A 12472-nucleotide genomic window follows, 5' to 3' on the forward strand; every position below is an offset into this window, starting at 1 on the left:
AATAATATGTATTAGATTTATTAAAAATAATATATTAAAATTTATATTGTAAATTAAATAACAATTTTGTAATTAATAACGTTAAATTTTTATCAAAGGAGTATTAAAAATGCAAAATACACTTACTAAAAATAAGTACATGCCTACTGCATTATCCATGTATATTAACTACTTTTTACATGGTATGGGATGTATAATATTAGCACAAAACATTGACTTTTTAATTGAACAACTAAACACTAACAAAGCTGGTGTAGCTTATGTTATCTCAGCTCTTGGATTAGGTAGACTGATTGTTTTATTTGTATCAGGGGTCTTATCTGATAAATATGGTAGAAAACCATTTATTCTTTTAGGAATGATAACTTATGTAATATTTATGGGCGGTATCTTAATAAGTACTAATGTAACAATGGCATTCTTTTTTGCACTACTTGCTGGTATGGCTAACTCATTTATGGATGCTGGTACTTATCCTGCATTAACTGAATGTTTCCCTAATGCATCAGGAAGTGCTAATGTTGCTATTAAAGCCTTTATATCTGCTGGTCAATTCTTATTACCATGGATAATAAGCTTCTTAATTAGCAATAATCTTTACTATGGATGGTCATTTATACTATGTATAATTATATTTTTAATAAATGGATTATTTATATTAAAGCTTCCTTTCCCAGCATTCAAAACTGATGAATGTAAAAAAGACGCTGCTTCAGAAGAAAAAGTTGATAATAAAGTTAAAGCTAACTTCTGGATCGAAGGTATATGTTTAATATTAATAGGATTCACTGCTACTGCAACATTCCAAATAATTGCAAACTGGTTACCATCATTTGCAAGAGAAGTTGCTGGTGTTGAACAAACAATATCACTTAAGCTTATAAGTATTTACAGTACTGGATCAATAGTTTCTGTATTTGTTACTTCTATATTAGTTGCTAAATGGATTAAGCAAGTTAGATTTACATTTGTTTACCCACTAATTTCTTTAATAATGTTAATAGTTCTTTGGATGTTCCCAAGCACTTTAACTTGTGTAGTTGCAGCATTTGTAATAGGATTCTCAGCTGCAGGTGGAGTTTTACAATTAGCTTTAACATCAATGTCAGAATTATTCCCAACAAGTAAGGGTAAGATTACTGGTATAGTATTTACAGCTTCAAGTATATCTTCTACAGTTGTTCCAGGTATCACAGGTATATTAGCAGATATAAACTTAAGCCATGTAATACTATTTGATATAGGGGTGACTGCTTTAGGAGTTATATTAGCTCTTATAGTTAACATAAGATACAATATAGTTAAGAAAAATGAATTAAAAGCTTCTTAATCTGATAATATAAAATGCTATGCAAAATAATTGCATAGCATTTTATATTATGATCAAGTTAATATTTCTTCAGTTACTAAAAGTATTAAAATCACAGAATATAACATTTTATATATTAGTTATATACCACGTATAAAAGAATATTTAACTTATTTGCATTATCAGTTAATTCCTAATTATAAAAATTCTTAATATCATTTAAAGTATTAAGATTTTGCTTAATTAATTTATTATTTTTAGAATCTATCAGATATTCAAATACATCTTCTGTATTAGGATCAACATATAATTTTTTTAAAGGAAAATAATCATATGTTATAGGGGTTTTAATACCATCTTTTGTTTGTGAATAGCTACTATCTTTGTCAGCCTCTTCTATATACACCAATACATATTCACCAGTTCTATATTGAGGAATACCATACTTAGTCATTTCAACAAGTACTTTGCTTTTGTCTAATATATTATCATATCCTCGTTTATCAGCTAAGTTATCGTAAGCTCCACTTATAAACTCGTCATAAGTTAATTCTCCCCCCGAATCTCCAACAATGACACTTTCACCTTTAGATATACTTCCCTTAAAATCTTTTATTACTTCTATTTTAACATCGCTACAAATGAAAAGACCAAAATCAACATAACTATTAACTTCAGTTACCTTACCATATATTACATTATCAGCTTCTATATTATATTCAATAAATCTTTTATCATTAGCTTGATTTGCCTCTGATTTTCCACCTACCAACACTTTATCAGCTAAATAATCATCTAAATTTAAATCTGGTAAAGTTTTAATATTTTCTGCTATGCCTAAATAATTTACTCCTTCGCTGTCATTACTATGGTTATAGATAAATCTAGTCCCTATTGTTCCTGTAATAATAACTACAGCTATTATAGCAGCTATTGCAATTAAATTTTTATTATATTTATTTTTTTTATTTTCAAGATTAACCTCTATTTTACCCCATAATTCCGGCATATTATTTTTGGCTTCAGCCACTAATTTATTTTTAATTCTATCATCCATAATCGACACCTCCTAAAAATTAATTATGTTTTTCAATTTTTTAATACCATCTCTATACCTCCAAGTTACTGTACCCAATGGTTTATTCATTATTTTACTTATAGATTTAAACGTTAGATCAGATAAAAGGTGTAATATTATTACTTCCTTCTCTTCTGATTGGAGCATGTTGAGTGCTTCATATATTTCTAGCTTTTCACCCAAATTTTCTACTCCACTATTTTCCCAAACTATGTCTATTTCCCTTGTAATACTTTCTTTTTTATTCTTTCTTAAATAATCTATTGCTGTATTTTTCGTTATTGTCATTATCCAAGCCTTTGTCTTAAAACTCTTATTATACTTACCACTATTACTCCATACTTTAATAAAAACTTCTTGGCATACATCCTCAGCTATATGTTTATCCTGAACTATAGATAATGCATATGTGTACACTAAATATCCGTAGTTATCATATATTATTTTTAAAGCATTTTTATTTCCGTTTGTTATCTCATTAAGACATTGAATAAATTCTAATTCACTCATAGAACCTCCTTTTTTTAAGTACTTCACTTAATATACGAATTTAAACTTGAAAATTTATGGCAATTATATCAAAAATTAATTTTTTATAATAAAAAAAGGTGTGCAAATTTGCAACACCATCTTTTTATTCTAAATATGAAATTACTTATTTATTATTATGAATCTATTCTTATTATACTATACAAATAGAAAAATATATAATTTTTATTACTTCTACTTATTCTCTCAAAAATATAAATTACAAATATAGGAGCATGTTTTCCTTGCTATCTATTATCATTTATATCCAATAAGTAATTTTGCAATATTATGAAATAAAAAAATCCAATAGATTATCTATTGAATTTTTATAAATATATTATATTAAATACTATAGAGCACCAATTCTCTTAAGTGTATCAGTAATATGTCTTCCTTCTTCAACACCTTCAATTATTCTTCTTGCTCTAACACTATCTCCAATATTAACAACTTCTACGTTCTTAGCTTGGAAAGTTTCTTGTAATTCTGCCATTAATGGTGAGTATCCTCTCATTCCTAAGCATACAAATCCATAATCGAATTCTATTTCTTCATCTACGCCATCTTTGTTAACTATGAAGCTGCTATCTTTAATTTCTAATAATGAAGTTTCAACTCTTACATCTACTTCTTTCTTTTTAAGCATAGTCATGAAGTCAAGTTTAGTTATTACGTCCATTCCATTTCCTACAGCTGGCATTCTTTCAACTATAGTAACATTAGCACCTTTATGAGCGAAGTATTCAACTACATCTAGTCCAACAGCTCCTCCACCGATAACTCCTATTTTCTTTCCTTCTAAGTCCATTGCATTAAATTCTTTAATATTATTTATTAATCCAAATATTGATAATACTTTTGAATTTTCTTTATCAACTCTGTCATGTAATCCAGTTATTGGAGGTAATAATGGAGTTGATCCTGTAGCATTAACAATTACATCTGGTTTTAAGTTTTCTATTGCTTCAATAGTTGCAGTTGTATTTGTGAATATATAAAGATTTCTTAATTTCTTAGCTCTATTAATTAAGTAATCTGGGAAATCATTAATTCTATCTTTAGCTGGTAATTTAGCTATTTCTCTAGCTAATCCACCTAAGTAAGGCTTAGCTTCAAATAAGAATGTAGTACATCCAACTTCAGCAGCTGTGCAAGCAGCTTCAAGTCCTGCTGTACCTCCACCAATAACAACAACATTTACTGGTTTGTTAACTTTCATTGAAGTATGATTTTCTTCACCTAAAATAACTTCTGGATTTATAGTACATCTTATTGGTCTATTTAATCCTATTCTATGTCCTGCACATCCTATATTACAAGATATACATTTTCTTAATTCATCTTCTCTTCCGCTCTTAACTTTATTAACCCATTCTGGATCTGCTATAAGTCCACGTCCCATAGCTAATAAATCAGCATGTCCTTCTGCTAATATCTTGTCCGCTACTTCCGGATTTCTAATATTTCCTGATGTTATAACTGGCTTATTAAACTTTTCTTTGAAAGCTTTTGCCATATATGAACGCCATCCATCCTCTAAGTAATTAGCATCTATTTGATATTGTAATGTATCATTAACTGCTGCTGAAACATTTAATATATCAATTTCATCAACAAGATATTCCATCATTTCTAGAGTATCTTCTAACTTATTACCACCTTCAATAAACTCATCTGCACTAAATCTAAAGCTTATTGGGAACATTGGTCCTACTGCCGCTCTAACTCTTTCTAATACTAACTTAGCAAATCTTGTTCTATTTTCTAAATTTCCACCAAACTCATCAGTTCTCTTATTATATAGAGGAGATAAGAATTGGCATAATAAGTATGAATGTCCTCCATGTATTTCTACTGCATCAAATCCAGCCATTTGAGCTCTTTGTGCTGCTTCTGCATATTTATCAGCTATTGCATATATTTCTTCTACAGTTAGAGGTCTTGGAATAGCTCCACCAGTTTTTGATGGTACATTTGAAGATGATACTGGAGTATTTCCTTCTATTCTTCCTGGTACAGCTGATGCCCCTGAATGGTTTATTTGTATAGCCACACAAGCACCTTGTCTATGTAATCTTTCTGTTAATCTATATAAATTCGGAATATATCTATCATGGTCTAATCTTATTTGCGTTGTACCATTTGATCCCATTGGAAAATCAACACAAGCATTTTCTACTATGATTAATCCAGTTCCACCTTTAGCTCTTTTTTCATAATATTGAACATGCTCTTCAGTGAAATCACCCATAGCTCCACCATAGTTTGTTCCCATAGGAGGCATAGCAATTCTATTTCTAATAGTCATGTTTTTAACTGTTAGTGGCTTAAATATATTTTCGTATTTATTCATCTTCCATTCTCCCTACAATTGAATATTGATAAAGTTTTAACTTTTATATCTATAAAAATCATTAAATTAATTATAACTCTAATTTTTTTATAAATCTAATGAATGTTTTAAGAGTTTTTTATAGAAATTATCTATAGTTTAAATTCATTATACATCTATTTTTAATACTTCTATTAATTATTCATTTAAAAAGAGCTGTCTGAGACAGCCCTTTAATGCAAAATGTATAATATAAATTATTTATTTCTAGTGATATAATCTTCTAATGCTTCCATTGCAAGTACATATCCTTTTTCACCAAATCCACACATTTGACCGATACAAGCTGGAGCTGTTTTAGACTCTTTTCTAAATTCTTCTCTCGCATGTACGTTTGATATATGAACTTCTACTGTTGGAATCCCAGTGTTACCTTTTATTGCATCATGTAAAGCTATGCTGTAGTGTGTGTATGCACCTGGATTTATTACAACTCCATCAAACTTTTCAAAGTATGCTCTTTGTAAAAAGTCAATCATAGTTCCTTCACAATTACTTTGAAGAAGAGTAACCTCATGTCCTCTCTTTTCTCCTTCTTCTTTTATATATTCACATATTTCAGTAAAGCTCTTTGATCCATATATTCCTTTTTCTCTAACACCAATCATATTTATGTTTGGTCCATTAATAACCATGAATTTCATATATTTTCCCTCCAAAACTTATTTAATAAAATATTTTTATTAAATATCTATTTATTATCTCCAAATAAAAATTCTTTCATATGCTCTATAGGCATTTCTTTGCCAGTCCAACATTTAAAGGCTTCTGCTCCTTGGAATAACATCATTCCAAGACCATTTATTGTTTTACATCCAACTTCTTCTGCTAATTCTAATAATCTAGTTTTTGCTGGTTGATATACAACATCACTTACTATAAGATCTGGTCTTAACATATCTTTTTCTATATATGTTTGACCTACATATGGCTTCATTCCCATTCCTGTTGCATTTGTAAATATTACAGAATCAGCAATCTCTCTTCTTAATGCCTCTTTATCTTCTAATCTATATAATTTAGCTTTACAATTTGTCTTTTCATTAATCTTCTTAACTGTTTCTTCTGCTCTTGCAAAGAATTCGTCATCTTGGTTAAATATTGAAAGTTCAGCTACTCCATCTAAAGCTGCTTGAATACATATTGCTGTAGCTGCTCCACCAGCACCAACTATAGTCATCTTCTTACCAATAATATCAAATCCAGCATCCTTTAATGATGTCATATAACCAACCCCATCAGTAATATGTCCTGTTAATACTCCATCATCATTTATAACTGTATTTACAGCTCCTGCAAGCTCAGCAGCTGGAGTTAGCTTATCTAAATATTTATGAATTACAGTTTTGTTTGGCATTGATACATTGCATCCTCTAGCTTGCATTGCCTTTAATCCCTTTACTGCATCCTCTAAACCGTCATTTCCAACTTCAAATGCAAGATAAGCATAATCTAATCCTAAATATTGAAATGCTTCATTATGCATCTTTGGTGAACTTGTATGTTTTATTGGTGTTGCTAATAATCCTATTAATGTAGTATAACCTGAAATACGTTTTTCCATTGTATTCTCTCCTTTATATTTGGATATTTTATAACTATCCAAATTTTATTTAAACTTCATTACAATATTCTATTTCTTTCATAATATCTAAAACAAAATGAACGTTAAATATTTAACACTTAATTTAATTTTATTATATTATAATAACTTATATTAATCCAATTGATTTTTGCTACATTATCTATAGATTAATTCTATACATCCTTAAAGTTGCATTATTATTATTTATAAATATCATAAGTAAATTTATAATTCCTACATTAATATGCATTTACGTTGTCTTTATTATTTTTTATCCAACTATAATATTTATCCTTACATTCTGTAGAACAAAATTTATTATTGCTCCAAAAATCCACATAATTAGTTTCTTCATTACATACACTACACTTAAGTAAATCCTTACTTTCAATTAAATTATATTTCCTCATATTTTCATTATTGAACTTCATTTTTACAGCCCCCATATATTTTTTATTTATATTCTATCACTTTAATTTAATCTTAGTAATAATATATAGAAATTTTCTATTAAATTTATAGATTTCTTTTATGTATTAATGTTTCCTTCCATTAGTTTAATAGTTAAATTATTGACATATTTATTTATCTAATATATATTTATGCTAACGTTAAATAACTATATTTCACTAATACATTATTAAACACTTAATTTAAATATTAAATATTATTAGGAGATATTTTTATGAAATCGAACTTTTTAAATGGGAAGAGTGAATCTACTAAATTAGCTATAAAAATGGCTATTTCGCTTGTACTTGCCGTAATATTTGGTACACTTTTTATGTTATTAAGAGAATTTTTAATTAACAATGACAAGACTTCAATATGGAATTTTATCAATAATCTTTTATTTCAAGATATATCTACTGAAGAAGGTAAAAATTCTATAGGTATTTTTTATATATTAGGTCAGTTATTTATTAATTGTCTTCAATTAATAATAATTCCAATGGTATTTTCATCAATTGCTCTTTCTATGTGCCATATTAGTGATACAAAAAAATTAGGAAGGATATCTTCAAAAACCTTATTAGGATTTTTAGCAACTTCTATATACTCTTTAATAATAGCTTGTTTATTTGGGTTTATAGCTTATAAGTTCGGATTATTTAGTGTAAATATTAATGCAGATATATCTTCATCTATTAACACTAGTGTTAGTAGTAATCCATTATTAGTTATTATAGATATGATACCAAACAATATTTCATCTACTTTATCTAATAATAGTATGGTATTAGCAATAGTATTTTTAGCTGTAGTTGTAGGTCTCTGTATTAATTCAGTTGGTGATAAAATATTAGTTTTAAAGAACTTACTTATAGATATTAATAATATTATTTCTGTTTTTTTAAATTTTATTATATCTAAATTTAGTCCAATTGCTGTATTTGTATTGATAACTAGAACCTTTGCTGTATATGGAATAAACCAACTTAGACCTGCTTTAATGTATATGGCTATAGTTTCAATATCATCAATATTTGTTTTCTTTACATGTTATCCTTTATTCATATATTCATTTACTAAGCTAAATCCAATAATATTTATAAAAAAATTTGCAAAGGTTGCTTTACTTGGTTTTTCTGCTGCTTCTTCTTCGGCTGCATTATCATTAAATGAAAAAACTACTGTTGAAGAACTAGGAGCAAATAAAGATATATCTTCTTTTGTACTTCCATTAGGAATGACTATAAATATGAATGGTACTGCAATTATGCAAGTTATAGGAACTGTTTTTATTGCAGCATCTTCAGGATATAGCTTAGATTTTCATAATATATTATTAATAGCAGTTTTTGCACTCATAGCATCAGTTGGTACTCCTTCAGCACCTGGATCATCAGCTATAATCCTATTTACAGTTTTAACAGGCATGGGCTTTAATAATAGTGCAACTTTAGTTGCTTATTCTTTAATTCTTGCTATAAACCGTCCAATGGATATGTTAGTAACTTGTTTAAATGTTGCTGGTGATTCTGCAACCGCTATAGTTGTTTCAAATTCTGAAGGATGTTTAAATAAAGACATATATATGAGTTAAAATATTACATAAAAAAATCTATGCATGTAATTATGCATAGATTTTTATTTTTATTGTAATAATTCATAGTTGACGGGCATTAAAAATATCTAGCAATACTTAAGGTTAATTATTTTACTAATATTCTTTTTTTTGTATAAAATTTATAATAATAAACTATAAATATATACTATATTTCATTATCTGACATATAAGTATTTATCTGTTCTATTTTAGGAATAGATGTTATTGCTCCATAATTTGTACAAGTTATTGCTCCAACTTTATTAGCAAATTCAATTATCTCTTCCCACTTCTCAAAAGATATCTCATTTTTATTATCTATTTTAGATAATTGTAATAATACAGCTCCTACAAACGCATCCCCAGCACCTGTAGAATCTACTTGGTTAATCTTAATTGATTTAATAATCTTCTTAAAACCTTTTATACTTAAAAGTGTTCCCTTTTCACCTAAAGTAACAGTTATAACTTTAGCACCAATATCATGTAGCTTCCTAATTCCTAATTCACAATTTTTTTCAGATGTAATTAGAAATAATTCTTCCAAACTTACTTTTATAAAATCTGAATTCTTTAAAAATATCTTACAATCCTTAATGTACTCTTCTAAATGTTCATTGCTTATTAAATTGTCTCTGTAGTTAGGGTCAAAACATATATAAATATTATTTTTTATTGCATAATCTAACAATTCAAAATATGTTTTCTTTAAATCTCCACCTAATAATCCTGTAGCTGAACCAAAATGTATTATGTCGGTATTATTAATTATTTCAGTATTAATATTACTGAATTTATAGTCCATATCACTTCCTCTTAAAAAAGTGAAGTTACGCTCACCATTTTTATCAATCCCGACAAAAGCCGTTGTAGTATTTCCTCCCCTAGAAGTTAAATCTGTATTTACTTTTAATTCTTTTAATAACTCTATTAGATAATCTCCAAAGAAATCTTTACCAACTTGACCTAAAAAGTATGCATTTCCTCCTAATTTAGATATAGCTGCTGCAACATTTGCTGGTGCTCCCCCTGGTTTTTTTTCAAAAGATTGCCCATATTTTAATCCTTTATTATCAATGCATACCATATCAATCAATAATTCACCGATACAAAAAACATTACTCATAATTTTACTCCTTAAAATATCTTTCTTAATTTAAAGTATTTAAATCTTGCATTTGCTCTTCCATCATTGCATACTAAATTAAAGTTTAGCTTTCCATCAAAGTAAACTCTACTAGAAAAAACAGCTTCTCCATTTCCTATAAATACCTCAATTGTACTTTTATCTAGATATATCCTCATAGAAATTTTTTCGCTATTGTATATTGTAGCCTTTCTTATTCCATCTTCAGTATTCCTAGATAAAATAACTTCATTTTTTTTGGGATAATATAGAATCTGAACGAAATTATTATTGCTTTTTATATTAAATCCTACACTTTCTGTACATTCTTCAATATTAATTATATCTAATAAAAACTCAGCTGAATCATTATCTATATTAAAACTATTCTCCTCTTCTATATTTAATTTTGTATCTACTATTTTTTCTTCTCTTAAAGCTACTAATTCTTCTACAGGCTTCATGCACAATCTATTGTCCTTATTTAAATATAGTTCCCTAGGTAATGTTAATGCATTTGCCCATCCAAATCTAATCTCTTCTAATTTGGCCTCAGGTACCCCAAACCAACCTATAAGTATACTTCTACCCTTTCTATCCTTAAATACTTGTGGTGCGTAAAAATCATGTCCAAAGTCTAACTTATTATATTTACTATGATTAAAGTTATTCTTTTCCCTATCATAATTACCAATAAGATATCCACTTTCATATGGATAATTAAATTTTTTTCTATCTTTTAATCCCTTAGGAGAAATTATTAAAATATCCTTATCATCTATATTGATAAAATTGGGACATTCCCATACTTCACCAAGATCTCCATCAGAGCTAGCTAATACACCCTTATATTTAAAATTAGCTAAATCCTCTGTTTCATAAATAATTACTTTTCCATTATTCTTAAAATCTTCTCCACCTATTACTGTATAAAACTTATTATCTTCACTCCATATTTTAGGATCCCTAAATCTATGAGTAGTATCTTCTGGAGATTTTTCTATTACTGGATTCCCCTCATATTTAGTAAAATTTATACCATCTATGCTTCTTGCAATATTTTGTGTCTCTATATATGCATCTTCAGTTAACCTATGTCCGGTATACATTAATACTAGCTCATCATCATGGACTATTGCACTACCAGTAAAACAACCATTTATATCATAATCTTTATCAGGTGCCAAAGCCAACGGACACTCTTCCCATCCTACTAAATCTTTACTTTTTACATGTCCCCAGTAAATGTTAGAATTTTTTGTATCATATGGGTATGTTTGATAAAATACATGATATTCATCTCTAAAATAAACCAACCCATTAGGATCATTTAACCATCCTACACTAGGTGTAATATGATAATTCAATCTATTTTTTACTTTATTCTCTTTTACATAATATCTAGCATCATTCAATTTTTCACTCATATTTTTTTACCTCTATGTATGAATAAAACACTTCAAAAGAAGTGTTTTATTCATCATCATCCTTTACTTGGGATTTTTCAATTGTATTACTAAAAGTATTTATCTTTCCTGCTCTCATAATTGAATCTATTACTTCTCTTAGATTTTTCCCTTGTTCTTGATAGTTTACAGCCTCTATTAAGCTTGGCATATTTACTCCTGATATTATCTCAAAATTTGCTTCTAATTCTGTACATTGTCTTGCAAACTCATTAAATGGAGTACCATAAAATAAGTCTACAAAAACAAGTAACTCATCATTTTTATAACTTTCCAATACTTCACTTATGTTACAAGAAAATTTTCCTATACCATCTCTATCTAAAGTTACAGTATGAACATTCTTTAAATCCTTGAAAAAAAATTGTAATGATTCTTTCATAGCATTTGCCACAGGTCCATGACTTGCAATTATTATTTGATACATCTATTCACACTCTCACTTTCATTATTACATACAATCTTTTATATAAATCCTTGGCTCACCTGGAACCATTATTGCAGTAATTTCTAATCCGCGATTAATTAACTCTTCAAAAGCATTTTTTTCTTCTTCAGTAACACAAACTGTAGCTTTCAAACGTATTGTATTTGGTCTAGTAGACATATTTCCTACATTAACACTCTTAATATCAAGTCCCATATTAACAAGTGCTAAAATATCAACTGGAGACTTAACTACTACAAGAACTCTTTGTCCTTTATATTTACCATTTGTAATATTCTTATAAGCAGTTTCTCTTGAGATAATTGAAGTACTTACATTTGGTGGTGCTGCTACTCTTAATATTGTTTTTTGCATTTCATTTTGTGATATTTCATCATTTATTACCATTATTCTTGTTGCACCAAGTTCATTAGTCCATTGAGTTGCAACTTGTCCATGTATTAATCTATCATCTATACGTATATGAATAATTCCTTCCATATTGAAA

General features: G+C 27.9%; 12 protein-coding genes. 2 read left to right on the forward strand and 10 right to left on the reverse strand.

Going from position 1 to position 12472, the window contains the following annotated elements; all coding sequences use genetic code 11:
• Window positions 1-109 precede the first annotated feature (109 nt).
• The gene (locus ACQPUY_RS14000) at window positions 110-1330 is read left to right on the forward strand and encodes an MFS transporter (RefSeq protein ID WP_430841983.1); all 1221 of its coding nucleotides are present in this window, start codon (window positions 110-112) and stop codon (window positions 1328-1330) included.
• 172 nt (window positions 1331-1502) lie between these two features.
• Here the strand turns inward: ACQPUY_RS14000 and ACQPUY_RS14005 are convergent, their stop codons facing one another.
• The 6 genes from ACQPUY_RS14005 to ACQPUY_RS14030 form a co-directional block, all read right to left on the reverse strand.
• Window positions 1503-2366, reverse strand: a complete 864-nt coding sequence (locus ACQPUY_RS14005; protein ID WP_430841985.1) for a hypothetical protein — start codon at window positions 2364-2366, stop codon at window positions 1503-1505.
• Between the two features lie 12 nt (window positions 2367-2378).
• Complete coding sequence (locus ACQPUY_RS14010) at window positions 2379-2897, reverse strand: RNA polymerase sigma factor (RefSeq protein WP_430841987.1); 519 nt, start codon at window positions 2895-2897, stop codon at window positions 2379-2381.
• A gap of 370 nt (window positions 2898-3267) precedes the next feature.
• Entirely contained in the window at window positions 3268-5271 is a 2004-nt protein-coding gene (locus tag ACQPUY_RS14015; RefSeq protein ID WP_430841989.1) for an FAD-dependent oxidoreductase, read from the reverse strand.
• Between the two features lie 236 nt (window positions 5272-5507).
• Complete coding sequence (gene aroQ / locus ACQPUY_RS14020; protein WP_291678095.1) at window positions 5508-5954, reverse strand: type II 3-dehydroquinate dehydratase; 447 nt, start codon at window positions 5952-5954, stop codon at window positions 5508-5510.
• 47 nt (window positions 5955-6001) lie between these two features.
• On the reverse strand, window positions 6002-6874 hold the full coding sequence (locus ACQPUY_RS14025) for a shikimate dehydrogenase (RefSeq protein WP_430841991.1): 873 nt from the start codon (window positions 6872-6874) through the stop codon (window positions 6002-6004).
• Between the two features lie 260 nt (window positions 6875-7134).
• Window positions 7135-7326 (reverse strand): hypothetical protein, encoded by a 192-nt coding sequence (locus ACQPUY_RS14030; protein WP_430841993.1) that lies wholly within the window; start codon window positions 7324-7326, stop codon window positions 7135-7137.
• A gap of 254 nt (window positions 7327-7580) precedes the next feature.
• Between ACQPUY_RS14030 and ACQPUY_RS14035 the strand changes: the two genes are divergently transcribed.
• The gene (locus ACQPUY_RS14035) at window positions 7581-8942 is read left to right on the forward strand and encodes a dicarboxylate/amino acid:cation symporter (RefSeq protein ID WP_430841995.1); all 1362 of its coding nucleotides are present in this window, start codon (window positions 7581-7583) and stop codon (window positions 8940-8942) included.
• A gap of 169 nt (window positions 8943-9111) precedes the next feature.
• Here ACQPUY_RS14035 and ACQPUY_RS14040 read toward each other — a convergent pair whose 3' ends face one another.
• From ACQPUY_RS14040 to ACQPUY_RS14055, 4 genes are read right to left on the reverse strand one after another with little or no spacing between them, the layout of a single operon-like run.
• Entirely contained in the window at window positions 9112-10074 is a 963-nt protein-coding gene (locus ACQPUY_RS14040) for a carbohydrate kinase family protein (protein WP_430842111.1), read from the reverse strand.
• Window positions 10075-10082: 8 nt separating this feature from the next.
• Entirely contained in the window at window positions 10083-11498 is a 1416-nt protein-coding gene (locus ACQPUY_RS14045; protein ID WP_430841997.1) for a glycoside hydrolase family 32 protein, read from the reverse strand.
• 46 nt (window positions 11499-11544) lie between these two features.
• The gene (locus tag ACQPUY_RS14050) at window positions 11545-11964 is read right to left on the reverse strand and encodes a PTS sugar transporter subunit IIA (protein WP_430841999.1); all 420 of its coding nucleotides are present in this window, start codon (window positions 11962-11964) and stop codon (window positions 11545-11547) included.
• Between the two features lie 24 nt (window positions 11965-11988).
• Window positions 11989-12465 (reverse strand): PTS system mannose/fructose/N-acetylgalactosamine-transporter subunit IIB, encoded by a 477-nt coding sequence (locus ACQPUY_RS14055; protein WP_430842001.1) that lies wholly within the window; start codon window positions 12463-12465, stop codon window positions 11989-11991.
• Window positions 12466-12472: the final 7 nt, after the last annotated feature.

The organism is Clostridium nigeriense (assembly GCF_050585245.1).
In the GTDB taxonomy this organism is placed as follows: domain Bacteria; phylum Bacillota; class Clostridia; order Clostridiales; family Clostridiaceae; genus Clostridium; species Clostridium nigeriense_A.

What these genes read in the sequence shown, in the direction of transcription:
- aroQ (WP_291678095.1), bottom strand. Translation starts at nt 5,954, where the DNA reads ATGAAATTCATGGTTATTAATGGACCAAACATAAATATGATTGGTGTT.
- ACQPUY_RS14030 (WP_430841993.1), bottom strand. Translation starts at nt 7,326, where the DNA reads ATGAAGTTCAATAATGAAAATATGAGGAAATATAATTTAATTGAAAGT.
- ACQPUY_RS14035 (WP_430841995.1), top strand. Translation starts at nt 7,581, where the DNA reads ATGAAATCGAACTTTTTAAATGGGAAGAGTGAATCTACTAAATTAGCT.
- ACQPUY_RS14050 (WP_430841999.1), bottom strand. Translation starts at nt 11,964, where the DNA reads ATGTATCAAATAATAATTGCAAGTCATGGACCTGTGGCAAATGCTATG.
- ACQPUY_RS14005 (WP_430841985.1), bottom strand. Translation starts at nt 2,366, where the DNA reads ATGGATGATAGAATTAAAAATAAATTAGTGGCTGAAGCCAAAAATAAT.
- ACQPUY_RS14055 (WP_430842001.1), bottom strand. Translation starts at nt 12,465, where the DNA reads ATGGAAGGAATTATTCATATACGTATAGATGATAGATTAATACATGGA.
- ACQPUY_RS14000 (WP_430841983.1), top strand. Translation starts at nt 110, where the DNA reads ATGCAAAATACACTTACTAAAAATAAGTACATGCCTACTGCATTATCC.
- ACQPUY_RS14045 (WP_430841997.1), bottom strand. Translation starts at nt 11,498, where the DNA reads ATGAGTGAAAAATTGAATGATGCTAGATATTATGTAAAAGAGAATAAA.
- ACQPUY_RS14025 (WP_430841991.1), bottom strand. Translation starts at nt 6,874, where the DNA reads ATGGAAAAACGTATTTCAGGTTATACTACATTAATAGGATTATTAGCA.
- ACQPUY_RS14010 (WP_430841987.1), bottom strand. Translation starts at nt 2,897, where the DNA reads ATGAGTGAATTAGAATTTATTCAATGTCTTAATGAGATAACAAACGGA.
- ACQPUY_RS14015 (WP_430841989.1), bottom strand. Translation starts at nt 5,271, where the DNA reads ATGAATAAATACGAAAATATATTTAAGCCACTAACAGTTAAAAACATG.